At 72.0% G+C, this 22,263-nt stretch carries 20 protein-coding genes; 16 read left to right on the forward strand and 4 right to left on the reverse strand.

Annotation, left to right across the window (positions count from 1 at the left end):
• The first annotated feature begins 94 nt into the window (after positions 1 to 94).
• The 7 genes from E1286_RS14495 (at position 95) to E1286_RS14520 (ending at position 8,359) form a co-directional block, all read left to right on the forward strand.
• On the forward strand, positions 95 to 1,096 hold the full coding sequence (locus E1286_RS14495; protein ID WP_132612645.1) for a LacI family DNA-binding transcriptional regulator: 1,002 nt from the start codon (positions 95 to 97) through the stop codon (positions 1,094 to 1,096).
• Positions 1,093 to 2,505 carry a rhamnulokinase gene (locus E1286_RS14500; protein WP_132612647.1) on the forward strand — a complete coding sequence of 471 codons (1,413 nt, stop codon included), beginning with the start codon at positions 1,093 to 1,095 and terminating at the stop codon, positions 2,503 to 2,505. Before E1286_RS14495 ends, E1286_RS14500 begins: the two co-directional genes overlap by 4 nt.
• Before the next feature lie 69 nt (positions 2,506 to 2,574).
• A complete protein-coding gene (gene fdh, locus E1286_RS14505; protein WP_132612649.1) occupies positions 2,575 to 5,802 on the forward strand; it encodes a formate dehydrogenase in 3,228 nt (1,075 codons plus the stop codon).
• A gap of 4 nt (positions 5,803 to 5,806) precedes the next feature.
• Complete coding sequence (locus E1286_RS14510; protein ID WP_132612651.1) at positions 5,807 to 6,622, forward strand: 4Fe-4S dicluster domain-containing protein; 816 nt, start codon at positions 5,807 to 5,809, stop codon at positions 6,620 to 6,622.
• Positions 6,623 to 6,659: 37 nt separating this feature from the next.
• Positions 6,660 to 7,661 carry an NrfD/PsrC family molybdoenzyme membrane anchor subunit gene (nrfD, locus tag E1286_RS14515; protein WP_132612653.1) on the forward strand — a complete coding sequence of 334 codons (1,002 nt, stop codon included), beginning with the start codon at positions 6,660 to 6,662 and terminating at the stop codon, positions 7,659 to 7,661.
• Positions 7,658 to 7,798 carry a hypothetical protein gene (locus E1286_RS47815; RefSeq protein WP_165969732.1) on the forward strand — a complete coding sequence of 47 codons (141 nt, stop codon included), beginning with the start codon at positions 7,658 to 7,660 and terminating at the stop codon, positions 7,796 to 7,798. The genes nrfD and E1286_RS47815 overlap by 4 nt, the downstream gene beginning before the upstream one ends.
• Positions 7,799 to 7,822: 24 nt before the next feature.
• A complete protein-coding gene (locus tag E1286_RS14520; protein ID WP_132612655.1) occupies positions 7,823 to 8,359 on the forward strand; it encodes an NUDIX hydrolase family protein in 537 nt (178 codons plus the stop codon).
• On the opposite strand, the gene E1286_RS14525 is transcribed toward E1286_RS14520, so the two are convergent.
• The 4 genes from E1286_RS14525 to E1286_RS14540 all read right to left on the reverse strand — a co-directional run bounded on the left by E1286_RS14525 (position 8,352) and on the right by E1286_RS14540 (position 12,642).
• Positions 8,352 to 8,882, reverse strand: coding sequence for a peptidoglycan recognition protein family protein (locus tag E1286_RS14525; protein ID WP_132612657.1), 531 nt, complete (start codon positions 8,880 to 8,882; stop codon positions 8,352 to 8,354). The two genes, E1286_RS14520 and E1286_RS14525, sit on opposite strands and share 8 nt — an antisense overlap.
• Before the next feature lie 170 nt (positions 8,883 to 9,052).
• On the reverse strand, positions 9,053 to 10,696 hold the full coding sequence (locus E1286_RS14530; RefSeq protein ID WP_165969733.1) for an arylsulfatase: 1,644 nt from the start codon (positions 10,694 to 10,696) through the stop codon (positions 9,053 to 9,055).
• Between the two features lie 91 nt (positions 10,697 to 10,787).
• Complete coding sequence (locus tag E1286_RS14535; RefSeq protein WP_132612661.1) at positions 10,788 to 11,681, reverse strand: sulfotransferase family protein; 894 nt, start codon at positions 11,679 to 11,681, stop codon at positions 10,788 to 10,790.
• A 76-nt stretch (positions 11,682 to 11,757) separates the two neighbouring features.
• Positions 11,758 to 12,642: a MurR/RpiR family transcriptional regulator gene (locus E1286_RS14540; RefSeq protein WP_132612702.1), complete on the reverse strand. Its 885-nt coding sequence runs from the start codon at positions 12,640 to 12,642 to the stop codon at positions 11,758 to 11,760.
• An 80-nt stretch (positions 12,643 to 12,722) separates the two neighbouring features.
• Here E1286_RS14540 and E1286_RS14545 point away from each other — a divergent pair, with 80 nt between their 5' ends.
• The 9 genes from E1286_RS14545 (at position 12,723) to E1286_RS14585 (ending at position 22,256) form a co-directional block, all read left to right on the forward strand.
• Positions 12,723 to 14,264 carry an ABC transporter substrate-binding protein gene (locus E1286_RS14545; protein WP_132612663.1) on the forward strand — a complete coding sequence of 514 codons (1,542 nt, stop codon included), beginning with the start codon at positions 12,723 to 12,725 and terminating at the stop codon, positions 14,262 to 14,264.
• 1 nt (position 14,265) lies between these two features.
• Positions 14,266 to 15,234: an ABC transporter permease gene (locus E1286_RS14550; RefSeq protein ID WP_132612665.1), complete on the forward strand. Its 969-nt coding sequence runs from the start codon at positions 14,266 to 14,268 to the stop codon at positions 15,232 to 15,234.
• Positions 15,231 to 16,061 carry an ABC transporter permease gene (locus E1286_RS14555; RefSeq protein ID WP_132612667.1) on the forward strand — a complete coding sequence of 277 codons (831 nt, stop codon included), beginning with the start codon at positions 15,231 to 15,233 and terminating at the stop codon, positions 16,059 to 16,061. Before E1286_RS14550 ends, E1286_RS14555 begins: the two co-directional genes overlap by 4 nt.
• Positions 16,058 to 16,972 carry an N-acetylmuramic acid 6-phosphate etherase gene (murQ, locus tag E1286_RS14560; protein ID WP_132612669.1) on the forward strand — a complete coding sequence of 305 codons (915 nt, stop codon included), beginning with the start codon at positions 16,058 to 16,060 and terminating at the stop codon, positions 16,970 to 16,972. Before E1286_RS14555 ends, murQ begins: the two co-directional genes overlap by 4 nt.
• A complete protein-coding gene (locus E1286_RS14565; protein ID WP_132612671.1) occupies positions 16,969 to 18,132 on the forward strand; it encodes an anhydro-N-acetylmuramic acid kinase in 1,164 nt (387 codons plus the stop codon). The genes murQ and E1286_RS14565 overlap by 4 nt, the downstream gene beginning before the upstream one ends.
• A complete protein-coding gene (locus tag E1286_RS14570) occupies positions 18,129 to 19,163 on the forward strand; it encodes a serine hydrolase domain-containing protein (protein ID WP_132612673.1) in 1,035 nt (344 codons plus the stop codon). Before E1286_RS14565 ends, E1286_RS14570 begins: the two co-directional genes overlap by 4 nt.
• Entirely contained in the window at positions 19,160 to 20,758 is a 1,599-nt protein-coding gene (locus E1286_RS14575; protein WP_132612676.1) for an ABC transporter ATP-binding protein, read from the forward strand. The genes E1286_RS14570 and E1286_RS14575 overlap by 4 nt, the downstream gene beginning before the upstream one ends.
• Positions 20,759 to 20,760: 2 nt before the next feature.
• Positions 20,761 to 21,507: a carbon-nitrogen hydrolase family protein gene (locus tag E1286_RS14580; RefSeq protein ID WP_165969734.1), complete on the forward strand. Its 747-nt coding sequence runs from the start codon at positions 20,761 to 20,763 to the stop codon at positions 21,505 to 21,507.
• A 71-nt stretch (positions 21,508 to 21,578) separates the two neighbouring features.
• Positions 21,579 to 22,256 carry a sensor domain-containing protein gene (locus E1286_RS14585; protein ID WP_246074857.1) on the forward strand — a complete coding sequence of 226 codons (678 nt, stop codon included), beginning with the start codon at positions 21,579 to 21,581 and terminating at the stop codon, positions 22,254 to 22,256.
• Positions 22,257 to 22,263 lie beyond the last annotated feature (7 nt).

Raw genomic sequence — 22,263 nt, forward strand, 5'->3', positions numbered from 1 at the left:
ACTCACGTGCGGGTTTCCAGGGCCGTCCCCGCGCCGACCGCGATACGGACGCACGGCTGGCGCAGCATTCGTTGTTACGTTTTAATGAGTCTTCATGGCCATGGTCAGCATCAAGGAGGTCGCCGCTCGCGCCGGCGTCTCCCCCGGCACGGTCTCCAACGTACTGAACCGGCCGGGCAAGGTCGCTCCCGCGACGCGGGAGCGCGTGGAGGCGGCCATCGACGAGCTGGGCTTCGTCCGTCACGGCTCGGCCTCCACGCTGCGTGCCGGCCACAGCAGGACGATCGGCCTGAGCGTGATCGACATCGGCAACCCGTTCTTCACCGAGGTCGCCGCCGGGGTCGAGGACGTCGTCAGCGAGCTGGGCTACGCCGTGATCCTGGGCAACTCGGCGGGCTCGCCCGACAAGGAGGACCGCAACCTGCGGGTGCTGGCCGAGCATCGCGTGCGCGGCGTGCTGATCACGCCCTCCGGCGAGGACCCGTCCCGGATCGACCGGCTGCGCGAGCACGGCATCAGCGTGGTGCTGGTCGACCATCCGGCCCACCGGCCCGACCAGTGCGCGGTCGCGGTCGACGACGTCGCGGGCGGCCGGGCGGCCGTCGCCCACCTGCTGGCCAAGGGCGCGCGCAGCCTCGCGTACGTGACGGGCCCGCTGACCATCCGGCAGTGCGTGGAGCGGCGCGAGGGCGCCAAGGTCGCGATGCGGGCCGCCGGGCTCGCCCCGGAAGACCTCAAGGTGGTCGAGACCGCGACGATGACCGCCAGGGCCGGCGAGAAGGCCGCCGCCGACCTCATCGCGGGCGGCCTGCCCGAGGCCGTCTTCTGCGCCAACGACCTGCTGGCGCTCGGCGTGCTGCGCGCGCTGCTGCGCTCGGGGGTGCGGGTGCCCGACGACGTGGCGCTGATGGGCTACGACGACATCGACTTCGCCGCCGCCTCGGCGGTGTCGCTCAGCTCGATGCGCCAGCCGACCTACCAGCTCGGGCGCATCGCCACCGAACTTCTGCTGGACGAGTGCGACAATCCCGACACGCACGCGCACCAGCACATCATGTTCCAGCCGGAGCTCGTCGCCAGGGAGTCCACCCAATGAGCAGTCGTTTCGCCGCCGTCGACCTGGGCGCCTCCAGCGGCCGTGTCATGCTGGCCGACCTGTCCGACGGGCTGACGCTGACCGAGGTCCACCGCTTCCCCAACGGGCCGGTACGCGCGGCCGACCGCCTCTACTGGGACGTCCTCGGCCTCTACCGCGAGATCCTGGCCGGCCTGCGCGACGCGGGGCCCGTCTCCTCCGTCGGCGTCGACTCGTGGGCGGTCGACTACGGGTTGCTCGACGAGAGCGGCGCGCTGCTGGGCAACCCGGTGCACTACCGCGACGACCGCACCCGCGGCGTGGCCGAGCAGGTGGCCGCGACGGTCGGCGCCGAGACCCTGTACGACGTCTCCGGCCTGCAGGTGCTGCCGTTCAACACCGTCTACCAGCTGCTGGCCGACCGGCTCGACGGGGCGGCCGCGATGGTGCTGATCCCCGACCTGATCGGCTACTGGCTGACCGGCGAGCTGGGCGCCGAGGTGACCAACGCCTCGACCACGGGCCTGCTCGACGTGCGCACCCGGTCGTGGGCGCTACCGCTGATCGAGCGGCTGGGCCTGCCGTCCGGGATCTTCCCGCCGCTGCGGCAGCCGGGTGAGTCGGTCGGCGGCATGCGGCGCCACGTGGCGGCCGAGATCGGCTGGTCGGCGCCCGTGCGGGCGGTGGGCTCGCACGACACGGCCTCGGCGGTGGCCGCCGTGCCCGCCACGGGCTCCTCCTTCGCCTACATCTCGTGCGGTACCTGGTCGCTGGCGGGGGTCGAGCTGCCGGAGCCGGTGCTGACCCCCGAGAGCCGGGCCGCGAACTTCACCAACGAGGCGGGCATCGACGGCACCGTCCGCTATCTGCGCAACGTGATGGGGTTGTGGCTGCTGCAGGAGTGCCTGCGCGCCTGGCCCGGCTCCGACCTGGCCGAACTGCTGGCCGCCGCGGAGCGGGAGCGGCCGTTCGCCGCTGTGGTCAACCCCGACGAGCCCGTGTTCCTGCCGCCGGGCGACATGCCGGCCAGGATCGCCGCCGAGTGCCGCCGCACCGGTCAGCGCCCGCCGGCGTCCCCCGCCGCGTACGTGCGGTGCGTGCTGGAGAGCCTGGCGCTCGGGCACCGGCGGGCCGTGCGGCAGGCGATGGAGCTGTCGGGCCGCAAGGTGGAGGTGGTCCACCTGGTCGGCGGTGGCTCACGCAACGAGCTGCTGTGCCGGCTGACCGCCGACGCCTGCGGCCTGCCGGTGGTGGCGGGCCCCGCGGAGGCGACCGCGCTCGGCAACGTGCTGGTGCAGGCGCGCGCGGCCGGGCTGGTCTCGGATCTGGCGGAGATGCGGGCGCTGGTGGCCGCCACGCAGCCGCTGCGCCGCTACGAGCCGTCCGGTGATCCCGGCGCGTGGGACGACGCGGCTTCCCGCGTGTTCTGACCCCGTCTGACCGGTTTTCCCCTCGGACCTGCCGGGCAGGACTCGTGCCATGGGGCATCGGGGGGTGTCATGGATTTCGCGTGGCCGTTGTTGCGGCAGCTGACCGGTAGGGACCGTACGGCACGGGGCGAAGCGGCGAAGTCGGCCAGGACCGCGTCATTGAGAGCCCGTACGGAGACCGCCGACCGGGTGGTCAAGTCGATCTGCCCGTACTGCGCGGTGGGCTGCGCGCAGAACGTGTACGTACGGAACGACCGGGTCGTCCAGATCGAGGGCGACCCCGACTCGCCGGTCAGCCGGGGCCGGCTGTGCCCCAAGGGCGCGGCGAGTCTCCAGCTCACCACCGGCTCCGGCCGCAAGCACAAGGCGCTCTACCGGCCGCCGGGCGGGTCCGACTGGCAGGAGATCGAGCTCGACCGGGCCATGCACATGGTGGCCGACCGGATCATCGCCACCCGCCGCGAGACCTGGGAGCAGGAGAAGGACGGCCTGCGGACCAACCGCACGATGGGGATCGCGAGCCTCGGCGGCGCCACGCTGGACAACGAGGAGAACTACCTCATCAAGAAGCTGCTGACGTCGCTCGGCGTGGTGCAGATCGAGAACCAGGCCCGCGTCTGCCACAGCTCGACCGTGGTGGGCCTCGGCACGTCGTTCGGGCGGGGCGGGGCGACCACGTTCATGCAGGACCTGCAGCACTCCGACTGCGTGATCATCCAGGGCTCGAACTTCGCCGAGGCGCACCCGGTGGGCTTCCAGTGGGTGATGGAGGCCAAGGCGCGCGGCGCGGTCATCATCCACGTCGACCCGCGCTTCACCCGCACGAGCGCGCTCGCCGACCTGCACGTGCCCATCCGGGCCGGCGCCGACGTCGCCTTCGTCGGCGGGATCATCAATTACGTCCTGGAGAACGAGCTGTACTTCCGCGAATACGTGCTCAACTACACCAACGCCGCCACGATCCTGCGCGAGGACTACCGTGACGCCGAGGACCTGGACGGCGTCTTCTCCGGCTTCGACCCCGGCACCCGCGAGTACGACACGCACTCCTGGCAGTACGTCGGGATGGAAGCGGTGCCCGCCTCCGGCCAGCGCGACCAGGAGTACGACGAGCGCGCGGGCCATGTCCCGCCGGGCCGTCCCGAGACGCACGGCAGCGCCGGCGCCCCGATGGAGGGCGTCCCGCAGCGCGACGAGACGCTGCGCCACCCGCGCTGCGTCATGCAGATCCTGCGCCGCCACTTCGCCCGCTACACGCCGGAGATGGTGGAGCGGGTGTGCGGGGTGCCGCAGCACCTGTTCGAGCAGGTCTGCCGCCACCTGACGGAGAACTCGGGGCCCGACAAGACCGCCGAGTTCGTCTACGCGGTCGGCTGGACCCAGCACAGCGACGGCTCGCAGTTCATCCGCGCGGCCAGCATCCTGCAGCTGCTGCTGGGCAACATCGGCCGCCCCGGCGGCGGCATCCAGGCGCTGCGCGGTCACGCCAGCATCCAGGGATCGAGCGACATCCCGACGCTGTTCAACCTGCTGCCGGGCTACATCCCGATGCCGTACGCGCACGAGCACGAGCGGCTGCACGAGTTCATGCAGGCCGACGCGCCGCGCAAGGGCTTCTGGGCCAACATGCCCGCCTACCTGATCAGCCTGCTGAAGGCGTGGTGGGGCGATGCGGCCCAGCCGGACAACGACTACCGCTTCGGCTGGCTGCCCCGGCTGACCGGCTCGCACAGCACGTACGACACCGTGCTGGAGCAGTTGAAGGGCGTCTGCAAGGGCTTCATCCTGCTGGGCGAGAACCCGGCGGTGGGCTCGGCCAACGCCAAGATGCAGCGCCTGGGCATGGCCAACCTGGACTGGCTGGTGGTGCGCGACTTCAACCTCATCGAGAGCGCGACCTGGTGGAAGGACGGCCCGGAGATCGAGACGGGCGAGCTGAAGACGGCCGACATCGGCACGGAGGTGTTCTTCTTCCCGGCGGCCTCGCACACCGAGAAGAGCGGCAGCTTCACCAACACCAACCGGTGGCTGCAGTGGCACCACCAGGCGGTCGAGCCGCAGGGCGACGCGCGCAGCGACCTGTGGTTCATGTACCACCTCGGCCGCATCATCCGCGAGAAGCTGGCCGGCTCGCAGGACCCGATGGACGCGCCGGTGCTCAACCTCACCTGGGACTACCCGGTGACCGGCGAGAGCGCCGAGCCGTCGGCGGAGGCCGTGCTGGCCGAGATCAACGGCTGGGACGAACAGGGGCGGCCGCTGCCGGGCTACCACGCGCTCAAGGACGACGGCTCCACCCGTTGCGGCTGCTGGATCTACTGCGGCGTGTACGCCGACGGCGTCAACCAGGCCGCCCGCCGCAAGCCGCACACCGAGCAGGACTGGATCGCCGCCGAGTGGGCGTGGGCCTGGCCCGCCAACCGGCGCATCCTGTACAACCGGGCCTCGGCCCGGCCCGACGGCAGCCCGTGGAGCGAGCGCAAGCGGCTCGTCTGGTGGGACGAGGCCGCCGGCCGGTGGACCGGTCACGACGTGCCCGACTTCGAGGAGGGCAAGAGCCCCGGCTATCGGCCGCCGCCGGACGCGCAGGGCCCGGAGGCGCTGTCGGGCATCGACCCGTTCATCATGCAGGCCGACGGCAAGGGCTGGTTGTTCGCGCCCGCCGGGGTGGTGGACGGGCCGCTGCCGACGCACTACGAGCCGCAGGACTCGCCGGTGGCCAACCCGCTCTACGGCCACCAGCGCAACCCGTCGCGCAAGGTCTACGAGCACGAGCACAACCGCTACCAGCCCAGCGGCGACGAGCCGGGCTCGACGGTCTACCCGTACGTGGTCACGACCTACCGGCTGACCGAGCACTTCACGGCGGGCGGGATGAGCCGGTTCACGCCGTACCTGTCGGAGCTGCAGCCGGAGATGTTCTGCGAGGTGTCTCCGGAGCTGGCCGCCGAGCGGGGGCTCGTGCACGGCGCATGGGCGACGATCATCACCGCGCGCAACGCGATCGAGGCACGGGTCATGGTGACCGACCGGATGCCGTCGCTGCACCTGGACGGACGCGTCCTGCACCAGATCGGGCTGCCGTTCCACTACGGACCCAACGGCATGGCCAGGGGCGACGCGGCCAACGAGCTGGCGTCGATCTCGCTGGACCCGAACTCGCACATCCAGGAGGTCAAGGCCCTGGCCGCCGACATCAGGCCGGGCCGGCGCCCGCGTGGCCCCGACCTGCCCGAGCTGGTCAGGTCCTACCAGCGGCGGGCGGGCGTGACCGCCGAGACCGGAATGGGGACGTGAGGACATGGCCTTCGACCTGGACGAGCAGCTGAACGGAAGCCGGGTGGGCTTCTTCACCGACACCAGCATCTGCATCGGGTGCAAGGCGTGCGAGGTGGCCTGCAAGGAGTGGAACCAGGTTCCCGAGGACGGCCTGGACTTCACCGGCATGTCGTACGACAACACGGTGGGGTTGAGCGCCGACACCTGGCGGCACGTCGCCTTCGTCGAGCAGCGCACCCCGATGGGGCGCCAGGAGCCCGGCGTCGGCGACATGGACTTCCGCTGGCTGATGTCCTCCGACGTGTGCAAGCACTGCACGCAGGCGGCCTGCCTCGACGTGTGCCCGACGGGATCGTTGTTCCGCACCGAGTACGGCACCGTCGTGGTGCAGGAGGACATCTGCAACGGCTGCGGCTACTGCGTGCCGGCGTGCCCGTTCGGGGTGATCGGCAAGCGGGAGACCACGGGCGTCGCGGCCAAGTGCACGATGTGCTACGACCGCCTGCCCGCCGGGGAGGAGCCGGCCTGCGCCAAGACGTGCCCGACGGACTCCATCCAGTTCGGCGACCTCGACGAGCTGCGCGAGCGCGCCGACCGCAGACTGCGGCAGGTGCAGGAGGCCGGGATGACCTCCGCCCGCCTGTACGGCCGCGACCCGGACGACGGCGTGGGCGGCATGGGGGCGTTCTTCCTGCTGCTGGACGAGCCCGAGGTGTACGGGCTGCCGCCCGACCCGGTGGTGACGACCAGGGACCTGCCGTCGATGTGGCGGCACGTGGGCGTGGCGGCCGCCGGCCTGCTCGCGGGCATCGCGGCGACGGCGTGGCGGAGGCGGTGAACGTGCCGCAAGGGGACACGGGACTGAGGGGAAGCGGATGAGCCAGACCGACGTGCGGATGGACGGCTCGGCCGAGACGCGCGCCGACCGGGAGGCGACGCCCGGCTCGGCGGGACGCAGGCGCGAGCGGCTCGTGACGCAGCGCGCGCAGACCGACTCCTACTACGGGCGGCCGGTGCTGAACGAGCCGACGTGGAAGGATCACGACATCGCCGCCTACCTCTTCCTGGGGGGTCTGGCGGGCGCGTCGTCCACGCTGGCCGCCGCCGCGGAGCTCACCGGCAGGCCCAACCTGGCTCGGGCGAGCAAGGTGGGGGCGCTGGGCGCGTTGGGCGGCTCGCTCTACTGCCTGATCCACGACCTGGGGCGGCCGGAGCGTTTCCTCAACATGTTGCGGGTGTTCAAGGTGACCTCGCCGATGAGCGTCGGCACCTGGATCCTCACCGCCTACGGGCCCCAGGCGGGCGCCGCCGCGGCCACCGACGTGTCGGGGCTGTTCCCCGGCCTCGGCCGGGCCGCCACCGTGGGGGCCGGGCTCGCCGGGACGGCGCTGGCCACGTACACGGCGGCGCTGATCACCGACACGGCGGTGCCCGTCTGGCACGAGGCCTACCGGGAGATGCCGTTCCTGTTCGCCGGGTCGGCGGCGGCATCGGCGGGCGGGCTCGGCATGCTGGCCGCGCCGCTCGCCGAGGCAGCGCCGGCCAGGCGGGCGGCGCTGCTGGGCACGGCCGTGGAGTGCGTGGCGGCCACCCGGATGGAGCGGCGGCTCGGCCCGGTGGGCGAGCCGCTGCGGCGCAGCAGGCTGCTGCGCCTGGGTGAGGCACTGTCCCTGGCCGGCGCGCTGGCCGGGGTGACCATCGGCCGGCGCAGCCGGGTCGCGGCGATGGCGGCGGGGGCCGCCCTGCTGGCCGGCTCCGCCTGCACCCGCTTCGGGATCTTCCACGCGGGGATGGAGTCGGCCGACGATCCCAAGTACACCGTCCAGCCGCAGCGCAGGCGGCTGGCCAAGGCGAGAGCGGAGCGTGAGCTCGCATGAAGCGAAACGTCGGGAAAGTCGTCGAATATCTGCCGTTCCTCGGCATCGTGGCCGTCATCTGCACGGCCTCCTGGCTGGCCGGCCGGTCCTCGCTCGTCAGCCGGCCGTCACTTGTCAGGTCTCCGGTACGCCGCTGAGCCCTCGGGTCGTACCATCAGCAGATGACCGAAAAGACCGAAACCACGCCCGCTTGGCTCTCCCCCGAAGAACTCGAGTCGGTACGCGGCCGGATGCCGATTCTCTACATCGACGCCGTGCCGGTGCGGGTCGACGACGCCGGGGTGGTCACCCGGGTCGGCCTGTTGTTGCGGATGGACTCCGACGGGGGCGTCAGCCGGGCGCTGGTTTCGGGGCGGGTGCTGCACCACGAGCGCATCCGCGACGCTCTCATGCGGCATCTGGAGAAGGACCTCGGCCCGGTGGCGCTCCCCCACATCCCGCCGTCGCCGCAGCCGTTCACGGTCGCCGAGTACTTTCCCACGCCGGGCGTGACGCCGTATCACGATCCGCGTCAGCACGCGGTGTCGCTGGCCTACATCGTGCCCGTCGCCGGTGACTGCCGTCCCCGGCAGGACGCCCTCGACCTGGTGTGGTTCACCCCGGAGGAGGCGGCCTCGCCGGCGGTGCAGCAGGAGATGACCAGCGGGCAGGGCGTGCTGCTCAAGCAGGCGCTGGCCCACGTGGGCCGTCTCACATGAGCGGTGGGGGCCGCTCGGCCCCCGCGCGCACCCAGCGGTAGAGCGGGTCGCCCGGGCAGCTCGTCGGGTAGCCGTCGCGATGGCCCTTGACCTCGCGGCCGGCGTCGCCGTGCTCGCGCAGGTATTCGATGGCGTCGACCAGGGCGTGCAGCAGGTCGTCGTTGGGCCGGGTGAACCCGGAGCCGCCGACGAGGGCGAGCACCGCGTAGTGGCCGGAGTTGAGGCCGGCGCCGTTGGCCGCCGGCAGGGTGTGGGGGCCGCGGCCCATGAACGTGGCCCGGTGGGGGCAGCACACCATGGTGTAGCCCAGGTCGATGTAGCGCTCACCGCGGCCGCCGGACATGTGCATGCGCTGGATGTCGCGCACCAGGTCGGCGCAGCGGTCGTGGTTGCCGGGCTCGGCGAGGTCGGCGGGCACCTTGCCACCGGTGTAGTGGATCTTGACGCCGCGGGTGCTCGACAGGCGGGTGTAGGCGCTGGTCGGCTTCTTCGCGCGCCACTCCGCGCGGGTGACCAGATTCATGCGTTCGTCTCCTGGTAGGAAGCTCCGGACTACCAGGGTGCCGACGTTCCGTAGTGATGTCATCACTCTTCGTGACCAGAGTGGGGTGCCGTCTTGGTGACGGTTCCCTCCCAGAGCCTCTGACGTGGGACGACGTCACGGCCGGGGCGCGGGGCGCCCCGGCCGGTCACTCAGCCGGTGGAGGTCAGCTCGAGCGTGCCTGGGCCGGTCTGACCCAGATGCCGCCGGCGGAAGACGTGCGAGCGGCCCTTCGCGTCGAACTCCGCGCGGGCCGTGATCTTCCCGGACTGCACCGGGAAGCCGACCGAGATCGCCGTCCCCGGGTCGACCACGGGCACGGTGTGCGCGCGTCTCTTGCGCCGCCCGTCGAGGCCCAGCCGGACGTTGCGCCACGGCACGGACGAGCCGTTGTGCAGCGTCACGACGACCTGGTCGGCGGTGACCTCCGTCCGCAGCCCGTACGGGATGCGCGGGTCGGGGCCGATCGCGCTGTCGAGCTCTTCGCTCAGCTCCAGGGCCAGGTCGGGCTTGGCGGCGGCGAGGTCGTGGCGTTCGCTCCGGTCGGTCCGCAGATCGTACAGCTCGACGCGGCCCTCCGGCCCGGCGCCGGAGATGTGCGGGGCGAACCTGACCACCTTCCACCGGCCGCGGCGGATGGCCTGGGCCTTGTGCGGCCGGTTCCACACCAGGTGCTTGTGCTCGCGGACCTCGCGGCCGGTCAGCAGGCCGCGGAACGAGCGGCCGTCCAGGTGGGCGGGCAGCGGCACCCCGGCGAAGTCCGCCATCGTCGGCAGCACGTCCCAGAACGCCACGGGCTGCGACTCCACGCGGTGCCGCAGCGCGGGCGACCAGGCGATCAGCGGGACGCGGATGCCGCCCTCGTACAGGTCGCGCTTGTCGCCGCGGAAGGGGCCGTTGGAGTTGAACAGCCAGGGCGTCACGCCCTTCTCCCGGTGCGGGCCGTTGTCGCTGGTGAACAGCACCAGCGTGCGCTTGGCCTGCCCGGTCTCGCGCAGAGTCTCGATGAGCGCGGCGACGTCGCGGTCGAGTCGGGCCACCTGCTCGGCGTGCTTGCGGTTCTGCGTCGTCCAGGGCTTGTCCTGGTACGGGCCCGCGTCGCCGGGGACGACGCTCGGCGAGTGCGGCAGGTTGCTGGCGTAGTAGAGCAGGAACGGGTCGTCCCCGCTCTTCTTGATGAAGTCGATCGCCCGCTCGCGGAAGAGGTCGGGCGCGTACGACGTGCCGCCGAGGTACACCTTGTCGCCGTTGTGCCACAGGTACTCGGGGTAGTACTGGTGGGCGTGCTTGTGGGTGATGTAGCCGAAGAACTCACCGAAGCCGCGCACGTTGGGGTGGGACTCCTGGCCGGGCTCCTCGGGGCCGAAGCCCCACTTGCCGAACAGGGCCGTGCGGTAGCCGGACAGCTGCAGGAGCTCCGCGAAGGTCAGGTCGGCGCCGGTGAGCGCGTGCTGCTCCCCGCCCTCGGGGTTCTCGCGTACGGTGCCGTGGCCGGCGTGCAGGCCGGTCAGCAGCGAGCAGCGGGAGGGGGCGCACAGCGGCGCCCCCGAGTACGCGGTCTCGAACCGCACGCCCTCGGCCGCCAGCCGGTCCAGGTGGGGCGTGCGGATCTTGCGCTGCCCCTGACTGCCGATCTCTCCCCAGCCGAGGTCGTCGGCGAGGATCAGCAGGATGTTCGGCCGCACGGGAAGGCCGCCGCGTGCGGAGGCCTCGGCGCCCGCGGGCACCGCCGCGGGCAGGGCGAGGCCGGCGAGAGTGCCGGCGAGTAAAGCTCGGCGAGAAGGCCCGTTGATCACGAAGGGCAACATATCGGAGCCCCAGGCAAATGGCGGACGAATTGCGAGCGAAGTCTGTCACAGCCTGGCCACTTGGGCTGTGAGTTTCGCCTCACGACAGGTAGTTCCATGTCCGGCAGATGTCGTGGAGATCGGCGGGGATCTCGTCGGGCGTGGGCAGGGGACGGCCCTGCACGACCGTGCCCGCGCGGATCTTGTCGCGCCAGTCGCCGATGCCCTTGACGAAGGCGCCGTGGTCCTGCTTGCCGTAGTCGAGCATGGACGTCTCGAACTCGAGGCCCAGGAACAGGCAGAGCCGGCGCAGCTGACCCTCGGGGTCGGCGGTCAGCTCCTCGTAACGCACGGTCAGGCCCTCCAGGTGGGTGCGGGCCTCCTCCAGGTGCGTCATGTACGTCAGCGTGCGCGGCACGGCGTTCTTCATCGGCCGTTTGGCCGGGTCGGCCTCGTGCCAGGACTGCACGATCGACATGGGGTGACGCAGCAGGAAGACGAATCGGGCGTCCGGCCAGCAGGTCGCGATGCGCCGCCAGGCGAACACGTTGCTGGGCGTCTTCTCGGCCAGGACCGGCTTGCCGCTGCGGGCCAGCTCGCGGTGCAGCATGCGGTCCCAGACGATGTGCTCGATGTCGCTGTGGGTGTGGCCGAGCAGCTCCATGGCCTGCCGCACGGGGTCGGTGCCGAGGCCCACGGTCATCCGGCGGAAGTGCGTCTCGATGGGCGAGTGCACCTTGGAGTGGCTGTCCATCATGACGCGCAGCAGCGTGGAGCCGGACCGCACGGACGACAGGATGAAGACCGGCTCCCGCAGCAGCCGGTCATGCACGGGGTCGACGGGCGGGCGCACCTTGTCGCCGGGAAGCCGCTGCCACTCCAGCGGTGTCTTCGGCGGCGGCACCGCTTCGGGCGCCTGCGTCTGTACCCGTCGTGTCAGCGTGTATCCCGTCAGCCCTTCAAGGGTGGCGTTGGCCCGGTACCTCCAGTTCATGGGGGTCCAAGGTAGGGGTGGCCAGTGAACCCCAGGTGAATGGCCGCTGTGAAGAAGGGGCGAGCGGTGTGCACACCTAGGACCGCTTGCGGACCACCCGGTCGTGCACGACCTCGTACGTGTTGCGCAGCGCCTCCATGGAAACGTCGTAGGAGGCCTGGGCGACGCCGGTGAACACGCAGTCCACGACCATGAGCTGGGCGATGCGGCTGCCGAGGGCGCCGGAGCGGAACTTGGTCTCCCGCGCGGCGGTGGTGAGCGTCACGTCGGCCGCGGCGGCCAGCGGCGAGTCGCCGAAGTTGGTGATGGCCACGGTGGCCGCGCCCGACTTCCCGGCGATCGACAGGAACTCGACGGTGTCCACGGTGGCCCCTGTGTGGGAGACGGCGACGGCCACGCAGCCGGGGGCGAGCGTTGCCGCCGAGGTCCAGGCCGAGTGCGCGTCGTGCCAGTTGATCGCCGTACGGCCGATGCGGGAGAGCTTCTGCTGCAGGTCGAGGCTGACGAGCGCGCTCGCGCCCACGCCGAAGCTGTCGATCCTGCGGGCGGCCAGCAGCAGCCGCACGGCCTCGGCGAGCGCGTCCATGTCGAGGGAGCGGGCCGTGTCGGCGATGGACATGGTCTCGTTCATCGCGACCTTGGAGACGATGCCCTCCAGGCTGTCGTGCCGGTCGATGTCGCCCGACACCTCCGGCAGGCTGGAGGTGGCCAGCTCCTCCCGGGCGACGGCCCTGGTCAGATCGATCCTGAAGTCCTTGTAGTGGGCGTAGCCCATGCGCTGGTAGAAGCGCACCACGGAGGTGGTCGAGGTCTCACAGCGGGCGGCCAGCGCGGCGATGGACAGGTTGGCCGCGGCGGCGGGGTCGGTGACGAACTCGTGGGCGATGCGCCGCTCCGACGGCCGCAGAGCCGGCATGGCGGCTCGGATGCGGATCAGGAGGGTCTCGGCGTCCTCGCCCATGGTCACCCCGTGGAGGAAAATAAGTACCTAGATGGTAAGGTCTGCGTAATTTTATGACCTACTGACCCTGAGGAGACTACATGCCCCGTGGCGCCCTCTCCGCGGTCGGCATCGCCGCTGCGTTGTCCCTTGCCCTCACCAGCTGCTCGTCATCCTCGGGGTCCGCGCCGAGCACCGCCGGGTCCGCCCAGGGCGGCGGCACGCTGGTCGTCGGCGTGACCTCCGACCCCGACACGCTCTTCCCCTGGAAGGCCACCCAGTTCACCGCCGTCAACGTGCTGCAGAACCTGTACGGCACGCTCACCGAGTTCGACAAGGACCTGAACGTCGTGCCCGGCCTGGCCGAGTCGTGGCAGGCCGCGGAGGACGGCAAGAAGCTCACGTTCAAGCTGCGCCAGGGCGTGACGTTCGCCGACGGCAGCGCGTTCGACTCCGCGGACGTGAAGGCGTCCCTGGAGAAGATCATGGACGAGAAGACGGCGGCGGTGGCGGCCGCGTCGCTGTCGTCGGTCGAGTCGGTCGAGGCGCCCGACCCGAACACGGTGGTGCTGGAGCTGTCCGGCCCGGACGCCGCGCTGCCGGCCAACCTGGCCACGGTCAACATGGCCATGCTCTCCTCCGACGACACCGAGGAGGAGCTCAACGCCAAGCCCAACGGCACCGGCCCGTTCACGCTGGGCAAGCGGGTGGCCAACCAGTCGATCACCTTGACCAGGAACGACAAGTACTGGAACGACAAGGCGAAGGCGGCCACGGTCGAGTTCCGGGTGATCCCCGACGAGTCGTCGATCGTCTCGGCCATGCAGTCGGGCAACGTCCAGCTCGCCGTCTTCAACGACCCGCTGGTGGCCCAGACCGCCCAGGGCGGCACGGTGAACGTGGCCAAGACGCCGCAGCTCAACTACCACGTGCTGCAGCTGAACGCCCGGCGCGGCGACCTCAAGGACGTCAACGTGCGCCTGGCCATGCAGTGCGCGATCGACCGCAAGCAGGTGCTCGACACCGCGGCGCTGGGCGAGGGCGAGGTGGTCGGGCCGATCACCGCCCCGGCGTACAAGTCGGACCCGAACAAGCGGCCCTGCCCCACCCGTGACCTGGCCAAGGCGGCCGACTACCTGGCCAAGGCCGGCAAGTCCGGCGGCGTGACGGTGAAGACGATCGTCTCCCAGGGCGAGTACGCCACCTCGGTCAACGAGGCCCAGAACCTCAAGGCGCAGCTCGCCGAGGCCAAGATCAACCTGGACCTGGAGGTGCTGGAGTCGGGCGCGTTCGTGGACCGCTGGGTGGCGGCCGACTTCGACGCGGCCGTGGCGCTGAACGGCGGCCGTCCCGAGCCGGACGGCTCCTACGCCCGCTACTTCACCAGCGACGGCAACCTCAATAAGGTCGCCGGCTACAGCTCCCCCGAGCTGGACGAGCTGTTCGCCGAGGGCAGGGCCACCACCGACCAGGCGGCCCGCAAGGCGATCTACGACAAGGTCGCGGCGCACCTGGAGGACAACGCCGCCTGGATCTGGCTGTTCTCCGGCTACACCTACACCGCGACGGCGGCGAACGTGCAGGGCTTCGTCCCGATGGCCAGCGGTTCGCTGCAGTACCTGCGGACGACGTCCGTCGGCTGACATGCGGTCACTCGTGCGCAACCGCGTCGTCCGGCGCGTGGCGGGGACGGTCGGCACCCTGTTCGGGGTGGCCGTGTTCGTCTTCGTCATGCTCCGGGCGATCCCGGGCAACCAGATCACGGCGAACCTCGGTACCGAGGCCGCCGCGCTCACGCCGGCGCAGCAGCAGGCACTGGAGCGTTACTACGGGCTGGACCAGCCGCTCGTCACGCAGTTCTTCTCGTGGCTGGGCAACATGTTCACCGGCAACTTCGGCTACTCGGCGCGGGCGCAGCAGAGCGTGCTGGACCTGACGCTGCAGTCACTGCCGGTGACGTTCGAGCTGGCGGTGTTCTCGATCGTGCTGGCGCTGCTGATCGGGGTGCCGCTGGGCATGCTGGCGGCCTCCAGGACCAACTCCGCGCGTGACGCGGCCGGTCAGGTGGTGAGCCTGGCGGGGCTGTCGATCCCGGCGTTCTTGCTGGCCACGACGCTGCTGTCGGTGTTCGCGGCGTCGTTCGGGTTCAACCCCAACGGGCAGGGCTTCGTCTCCCTCTTCGAGGACCCGCTGCTCAACCTGCAGCAGATGTTCATGCCCTCGCTGGTGCTGGGCTTCGGCATCGCCGCGCCGATCCTGCGCACGACCCGCACCGCGGTGCTGGAGGTGCGCTCGAACGACTTCGTCCGCACCGCCCGCGCCAAGGGCGTGCCGGAGCGGCGGCTGCAGGTCAGGCACGTGCTCGGCAACGCGCTCGTGCCCATCGTCACGATGACCGGCCTGCAGTTCGGCTACCTGCTGGGCGGGGCCGTGGTGGTCGAGCAGATCTTCTCCGTGCCCGGCATCGGGCGTCAGGTGCTGCTCGGCATCCAGCAGAAGGAGTACGCCGTGGTGCAGAGCACGGTGCTGGTGATCGCGTTGGCGTTCGTCATCGTGAACCTGCTGACCGACGTGCTCTACCGGATCATCGACCCGCGGGTGAGGGCCTCATGAGCGCCCTGCTCCGCCGCAGCCCGGCCGGGCTGTCCGGCGTCGTGATCCTCGTGGTGCTGGCCGTGGTGGCGGCGCTGTCGTACGCCGGGCTGCTGCCGTACGACCCGATCGCGCAGAACCCGCCGTCGCGGTTCCTCGCGCCGTCGGGCGAGCACCTGTTCGGCACCGACCAGTTCGGCCGGGACGTCTTCTCCCGGGTGGCGGCCGGGGTCGGCAACTCGGCGCTCATCGCGGTGGTCGCGGTGGCGTTCGCGACCGTGGTCGGCACGCTGGGCGGCCTGGTGTCCGGCTTCTACCGGGGCTTGGCCGACGGCGCGATCGGCGGAGTGACGAACGTGCTGTTCGCGTTCCCGCCGCTGCTGCTGGCGCTGTCGCTGGCGTCGGTGCTGACGCGGAACTGGTTCACCGTCGCGGTGGCCATCGCCATCGTGTACGTGCCGATCTTCATCCGCGTCACGCGCGGCCCCGTGCTGTCGCTGCGGGAGATCGAGTACGTCAAGGCGGCCGTCTCGACGGGCCAGAGCCGCTGGCAGATCATGTTCCGCCACGTGCTGCCGAACATCTCCTCGATCATCGTCATCCAGGTCGCGCTGTCCCTGTCGTGGGCGGTGCTGACCGAGGCGTCGCTGAGCTTCCTGGGCCTCGGCACCCCGCCGCCGGCGCCGTCGCTCGGCTCCATGATCTTCGAGGCGCGCAGCCTCGTGTTCATCGCCCCCTGGACGCTCATCGCGCCAGGCGCGGTCGTCGTCCTGCTGGTGGTGGGGCTCAACCTGCTCGGCGACGGCCTGCGTGACACACTCGACCCGCGAAACCGAGGGAAGCGGTGAAACTCTCAGAACTGACGACCGAAGCGGCCGATCCGCGCTTCGCCGGCATCGACACCATGAGCGTGGCGGAGCTGGCGCAGACCATGAACGCGGCCGACGCCTCGGTGCCCGGCGCGGTGGCCAGGGCGCTGCCGTGGATCACGGCGGCGATCGAGGCCGCGGCCGAGCGCATGGCGCGCGGCGGCCGGCTGGTCTACGTGGGCGCCGGCACGCCGGGCAGGCTCGGCGTGCTGGACGCCTCCGAGTGCCCGCCGACCTTCTCCACGCCGCCCGAGCAGGTCTTCGCGATCATCGCGGGCGGCCGGAGCGCGATCGTGGCGCCCTGCGAGGGCGCCGAGGACGACGAGGAGGCCGGGGCCGCCGCCGTGGACGCGGCCGGCATCGGGCCGCTGGACACCGTGGTGGGCATCGCCTCCAGCGGGCGGACGCCGTACGTGCTGGCCGCGGTGCGGCGGGCGCGCGAGCGGGGGGCGCTGACCGTGGGGCTGTCGTGCAACCCGGGCACGCCGCTCAGCGCGGCCGCCGAGCACGCGATCGAGGTGCTGGTCGGCCCCGAGGTGATCAGCGGCTCGACCCGGCTGAAGGCGGGCACGGCACAGAAGCTCGTGCTCAACATGTTCTCGACGATCGTGATGGTGCGCCTCGGCAAGACGTACGGGAACCTCATGGTCGACGTGAAGGCCAGCAACGGCAAGCTGCGCGAGCGGGCCATGCGCATGGTCGCGACAATCACGGGGGCCGGCCGTGAGGAGGCGCTCGCCGCGCTGGAGGCCAACGGGTTCGGCGTCAAGCAGGCGGTCGTGGCGCTGCGCTTCGGCCTGGCGCCGCAGGAGGCGGCGGCGCGCCTGGCCCTGGCCGGCGGGCGGCTGCGGAAGGCACTCGGCGAGACAGCGGACAGGGAGCGGGCATGAAGGTTCTGGGAATGATCTCCGGCACGTCGCACGACGGGATCGACGTGGCCGTGGTGGACTTCGAGCTGGTCGGGAGCACGCTCGAGGGCCGCGTCGGCCACACGGCGAGCACGCCGTACCCGGACGCGCTGCGGTCGCGGCTGATCGCCGCGCTGCCGCCCGCGCCGACGACGCTGGCCGAGGTGTGCGAGCTCGACACGCTCATCGGCCAGACCTTCGCCGAGGCGGCCGCCGCCGCGATCACCGCGGGCGGCCCGGTCGACCTGGTGGTCTCGCACGGGCAGACCGTCTACCACTGGGTGGAGGGCGCGCACGCGCTCGGCACCCTGCAGATCGGCCAGCCCGCCTGGATCGCCGAGCGCACGGGCACGCCGGTGCTGTCCGACGTGCGGATCAGGGACATCACGGCCGGCGGCCACGGCGCGCCGCTGGTGTCGGTGCTGGACGGGCTGCTGCTCGGCGGGCGCGAAGGCGGGGCGGGCGCGCTCAACCTGGGCGGCATCTCCAACATGACCGTCGTGCGCGACGGCGAGTTGTACGCCTACGACCTCGGCCCGGCCAACGCCCTCATCGACGCCGTGGTGACCAGCCGGGGGCTGCACCCGCGCGGCTTCGACGAGGACGGCAAGATCGCCGCCTCCGGCCGGGTGGACGCGCGGCTGCTGGAGGTGCTGCTGGAGGAGCCGTACTACCGGCTGGCGCCGCCGAAGAGCACCGGCAAGGAGCTGTTCCACCTCGCCTACGTCGAGCAGGCCCTCGCGACGGCGGGGGTGCGGCCGTCCGACGCCGACCTGGTGGCGACGCTGACCGAGCTGACCGTGCGCACGGTCGGGGACGGTGTCCGGGCCGCCGGGGTGGCCGCGCTGGTCGTGTCGGGCGGTGGCTGCCGCAACCCCGTCATCATGGACGGGCTGCGCGGGGCGCTGCCCGGCGTCGAGGTGGGGCCGTCCGACGACTTGGGCGCGCCCGCCGACGACAAGGAGGCGATCGCGTTCGCCCTCATCGGCTGGCTGAGCGCGCACGGCCTGCCGGGCACCGCGCCCGGCGGGACGGGCGCCCGCGGCCCCCGAATCCTCGGCACGCTGACGCCGGGCTCCGGGCCGCTGGCGCTGCCCGCCCCGGTCGCCGAGCCGCCCCGATCGCTGGTCCTCAGCCGATGAACGCGCCGCCCGGCCTGGTCATGGCGGCGCGCACGCCGTGGTTCGACCTCACCGAGTGCACCGGCCACCGCACGCTCACCTGGGAGGACGGCGAGCCCGCCGGGCTCGCGCCGATGACCGTGGACACCTACCACGACCTCGCCTCGGTGACGAAGGTCGTCGCGACCACCACGATGCTCATCCGGCTGGTGTCGGAGCGGCTGGTGGACCTGGACGCGCCGCTGAGCGCGTACCTGCCGCGCTCGTACGAGGCGATCACCGTACGGGACCTGCTGCTGCACCGGGGCGGGCTGTGGGAGTGGTGGCCGCTGTACATCCAGCCGTCGCTGCCGCCGCCCCGCTACCGGCCCGGCCGCGCCCGGCACTACTCCGACCTGGGCTTCATCCTGCTCGGTCAGATCGTCTCCGCGGTGACCGGGCTGCGCCTGGACCGGGCGCTGGCCGAGCTGGTCGCCCGGCCGCTCGGCCTGACCTCCACCACGTACGGGGGGCCCGCGGGCGCGGAGGTGGCGATGAGCATGCCGGACGACCGGGTCGAGATGACCATGCTCGACGCCGGCAGGCCGTACCCGGTGCCGTACCGCAGCTCGGACTTCGCGGGCTGGCGGCGCGGGCCGGTGCTCGGCGAGGTCGCCGACGGCAACGCCCACCACGCCTTCGGCGGGGTCGCCGGGCACGCGGGCGTGTTCTCGACGGTGCCCGACCTGCTGCGCTACGGCCTGGTGATGTCCCGGTACGAGGAGTACGACCACCTGTGGCGGCCGGAGGTGGTCAGGGAGTTCCTCACTCCCGGCCCCGACCCGGAGCAGGCGCTCGGCTTCCGCCGCTACGCCCTTGAGCTGCCCGGCGAGACCGTCACCGTGCTCGGCCACCCCGGCTACGTGGGCTGCGCGGTCGGCTTCGTGCCGGGCCGCGACATCGCCCTCGCCCTGGCCTCCAACCGCCTCCTCGTCGAGGGGCAGCCGACGCCCACCGACGACCTCTGGCACGACCTGCTGCAGGCCACCGCACAACGATCGAGGACCGCATGACCCCGCTCCTGGAGATCCGCGACCTGTCGGTCGCCTTCCGCACCCGCAAGCAGGACGCGACCGTCGTCAGGAACGTCTCGATGGAGATCCTGCCGGGCCAGACCGTCGCCGTGGTGGGCGAGTCGGGCTCCGGCAAGTCGACCACGGCGGCGGCGGTCAACCGGCTGCTGCCCGACAACGGCCGCATCACCGGCGGCCAGGTGCTGTTCGACGGCCGCGACCTGGCCACGGCGAGCGAGCGCGAGATGACCGCGATCCGCGGCGCGGGCATCGGCCTGGTGCCGCAGGACCCGATGTCGAACCTCAACCCGCTCATGCGCATCGGCGACCAGATCGCCGAGGCGCTGGAGGTGCACGGCGTCGCCCACGGCAAGGCCGCCCGCGCCCGCGTGGTCGAGCTGCTCGACATGGTGGGCATCCCCGACCCGGCGCGGCGGGTGGCCCAGTACCCGCACGAGTTCTCCGGCGGCATGCGGCAGCGGGCGCTGATCGCCATGGGCCTGGCCTGCCGGCCGAAGCTGCTCATCGCCGACGAGCCGACCTCCGCGCTCGACGTGACCGTGCAGCGGCGCATCCTCGACCAGCTCGACCAGCTCACCGCGGAGATGGGCACGGCCGTCTTCCTCATCACGCACGACCTGGCGCTGGCGGCCGAGCGGGCCGACGTGGTCGCCGTCATGTACCAGGGCGAGATCGTGGAGACGGGGCCCGCGGCGGGCATCCTCGCCGACCCCGGCCACGACTACACCCGGCGGCTGCTGCAGGCCGTGCCGAGCCTGGCGTCCGTACGCGTGCCCGAGGCGCCCCGCGACGCGCCGGATTTGGTCGTGGTGGACGGTCTGCGCAAGGTGTTCCCCGTCAGGGGCACGGCGGAGGAGTTCACCGCGGTGGACGGGGTGTCGTTCGCCATACCGCGCGGGCACACCGTCTCGATCGTGGGCGAGTCGGGCTCGGGCAAGTCGACCACCGCCAACCTGCTGCTCGGCCTGGACGAGCCCACCTCGGGCGCCATCCGGTTCGACGGCACCGACGTGGCGGCGCTGGGCCGGCGCGAGCTGTTCGCGTTCCGCAGGCGGGTGCAGCCGGTCTTCCAGAATCCGTACGCCTCGCTCGACCCCCGCTACACGGTCGAGAAGTCGATCGTCGAGCCGCTGCGCGTGCACCGCGTCGGCACGCCCGCCGAGCGGAAGAAGAAGGCGGCCGAGCTGCTGGAGAGGGTGTCGCTGCCGGCCTCGCTGGGCGAGCGGCTGCCGCACGAGCTGTCCGGCGGCCAGCGCCAGCGGGTGGCCATCGCGCGGGCCCTGGCGCTCTCCCCCGACCTGGTGGTGCTCGACGAGGCCGTCTCCGCCCTCGACGTGCTGGTGCAGGCGCAGATCCTCGACCTGCTGGCGGAGCTGCAGCGGGAGCTGGGGCTCAGCTACCTGTTCATCAGCCACGACCTCGCCGTGGTGCGGATGATCTCGCACGCGGTGCACGTCATGCGCGACGGGCGCATCGTGGAGAGCGGCACGGCGGAGGAGATCTTCGACCAGCCGCGGGACGCGTACACCCGGGAACTGCTGGCCGCCATCCCGGGCCGCGCGGTACCACAGTAATCGTGAAGATCCTCCTGGTTCAGCCCCCTCATTGGTCCCCGGACGGTCACGCGAACTTCGACGCCGTCGAGGAGCTCGCCGGGTCGGCCTCGGGCGACGTGATGCTGCTGCCCGAGCTGGCGGGCTCGACGCTGCCCCGGGCCGACTACCTGGCCCGGGTGCGCGAGCTCGCCAAGGGCTCGGGCATGGCCGTGGTGGGCGGCTCGCACTACGACGACTCCCACGACGCCGGCAGGGTCAACCGCGGCGCGGTGTTCGCCGCGGACGGCGCCCTGCTCGCCGAGTACGACAAGGTGCACCCGTACGGGCTGGAGCTGCGTACCGGCGTGCGGCCGGGCCGGCCCAGCCCCGGCTTCGAGCTGCACGGCCGCCGCCTGCACGTGCTGCTCTGCGCCGACCTGTGGTACTCGGCCGGCCTGGCCGGGCGCGACGGCCTCGACGCGGTGCTCGTGCCCGCCTTCTCCCTGACCCGCTGGGACGGCCCCGCCCCGGCCCGCGAGCTGTGGCAGCACATGAGCGTGGCCCGGGCGTACGAGTTCATGACGTACGTGGCGGTGAGCGACTGGCACCACGAGACCACGTACCACGGGCATCCGTGCGCGGGCGTCACCGGGCTGGCCAACCCCTGCCCGACGACGCACACCGGTTTCTTCACCGGCCCGCCCGACGCGCCGGTCTCGGCCCACGACCTCGACTTCGCGCGGCTGGACGCGTTCCGCAGCGACCGGGCGGAGCGCGGCTTCAGGTAGGGCTGTCCCTACCGTCGGATGGGCCGTGCGCAGGATCGATCGGGGCGGTCGGGCTCCGTAGCGTCTTTGCCATGAGAACCCTCCAGCGCCGCCTCACCACCGACACCCGCTACGTCCTGCTGGGCCTGCCGGCCGCCGTGATCGGTTTCGCCGGCGTCGTCGCCGGCGTCTCGGCCGGGGTGGGCACCGCCGTCGTCTTCGCCGGCCTGCCCATCCTGGCCGGGACCGCCGCCATGGCCAGGAACCTCGCCGACGTCGAACGCGTCGCGCTCCCGGGCGTGCTCGGCCACCCCGTGGACCGCCCTCCGTACCGGCCCGTCCCCGCCGGCGCGAGCTGGTTCCGCCGCGTGATGAACCCGCTGACCAGCGGGCAGGCGTGGCTGGACCTGCTGCACGGCATCGTCGCCTTCCCGATCGCGCTGGCGGCCGCGGTGGTCACCCTCGTGTGGTGGGCGGGCGCGATCGCGGGCCTGCTCTTCCCCCTGTACGGCTGGGTCATCGCCGCCATCCCGGGCAGCGACGGCGGGCTGCCGGCGCTGCTCGGGCTGGGCGACGGCGACCTGGTGTTCGTCGGCTTCAACACCCTGGTGGGGGTGCTGTTCGCCCTGACGCTGGTGCCGGTCGTCCGCGGCGCGGCCCTGATGAAGGCGGCCGTGTCGCAGGCCCTGCTCACCCGCGCCGCGTTCCCTGCCGCTCCGAACCTGGCCCCTGTGACCGGGGCCCCCGTGAACGAGCCGCGCTGGGCGTGAGCCCCGC

Origin of the sequence: Nonomuraea terrae, assembly GCF_004348995.1 — a bacterium.
GTDB classification, from domain to species: Bacteria; Actinomycetota; Actinomycetes; order Streptosporangiales; family Streptosporangiaceae; genus Nonomuraea; species Nonomuraea terrae.

What these genes read in the sequence shown, in the direction of transcription:
- E1286_RS14495 (WP_132612645.1), top strand. Translation starts at nt 95, where the DNA reads ATGGCCATGGTCAGCATCAAGGAGGTCGCCGCTCGCGCCGGCGTCTCC.
- E1286_RS14500 (WP_132612647.1), top strand. Translation starts at nt 1,093, where the DNA reads ATGAGCAGTCGTTTCGCCGCCGTCGACCTGGGCGCCTCCAGCGGCCGT.
- fdh (WP_132612649.1), top strand. Translation starts at nt 2,575, where the DNA reads ATGGATTTCGCGTGGCCGTTGTTGCGGCAGCTGACCGGTAGGGACCGT.
- E1286_RS14510 (WP_132612651.1), top strand. Translation starts at nt 5,807, where the DNA reads ATGGCCTTCGACCTGGACGAGCAGCTGAACGGAAGCCGGGTGGGCTTC.
- nrfD (WP_132612653.1), top strand. Translation starts at nt 6,660, where the DNA reads ATGAGCCAGACCGACGTGCGGATGGACGGCTCGGCCGAGACGCGCGCC.
- E1286_RS47815 (WP_165969732.1), top strand. Translation starts at nt 7,658, where the DNA reads ATGAAGCGAAACGTCGGGAAAGTCGTCGAATATCTGCCGTTCCTCGGC.
- E1286_RS14520 (WP_132612655.1), top strand. Translation starts at nt 7,823, where the DNA reads ATGACCGAAAAGACCGAAACCACGCCCGCTTGGCTCTCCCCCGAAGAA.
- E1286_RS14525 (WP_132612657.1), bottom strand. Translation starts at nt 8,882, where the DNA reads ATGAATCTGGTCACCCGCGCGGAGTGGCGCGCGAAGAAGCCGACCAGC.
- E1286_RS14535 (WP_132612661.1), bottom strand. Translation starts at nt 11,681, where the DNA reads ATGAACTGGAGGTACCGGGCCAACGCCACCCTTGAAGGGCTGACGGGA.
- E1286_RS14540 (WP_132612702.1), bottom strand. Translation starts at nt 12,642, where the DNA reads ATGGGCGAGGACGCCGAGACCCTCCTGATCCGCATCCGAGCCGCCATG.
- E1286_RS14545 (WP_132612663.1), top strand. Translation starts at nt 12,723, where the DNA reads ATGCCCCGTGGCGCCCTCTCCGCGGTCGGCATCGCCGCTGCGTTGTCC.
- E1286_RS14550 (WP_132612665.1), top strand. Translation starts at nt 14,266, where the DNA reads ATGCGGTCACTCGTGCGCAACCGCGTCGTCCGGCGCGTGGCGGGGACG.
- E1286_RS14555 (WP_132612667.1), top strand. Translation starts at nt 15,231, where the DNA reads ATGAGCGCCCTGCTCCGCCGCAGCCCGGCCGGGCTGTCCGGCGTCGTG.
- E1286_RS14565 (WP_132612671.1), top strand. Translation starts at nt 16,969, where the DNA reads ATGAAGGTTCTGGGAATGATCTCCGGCACGTCGCACGACGGGATCGAC.
- E1286_RS14570 (WP_132612673.1), top strand. Translation starts at nt 18,129, where the DNA reads ATGAACGCGCCGCCCGGCCTGGTCATGGCGGCGCGCACGCCGTGGTTC.
- E1286_RS14575 (WP_132612676.1), top strand. Translation starts at nt 19,160, where the DNA reads ATGACCCCGCTCCTGGAGATCCGCGACCTGTCGGTCGCCTTCCGCACC.
- E1286_RS14585 (WP_246074857.1), top strand. Translation starts at nt 21,579, where the DNA reads ATGAGAACCCTCCAGCGCCGCCTCACCACCGACACCCGCTACGTCCTG.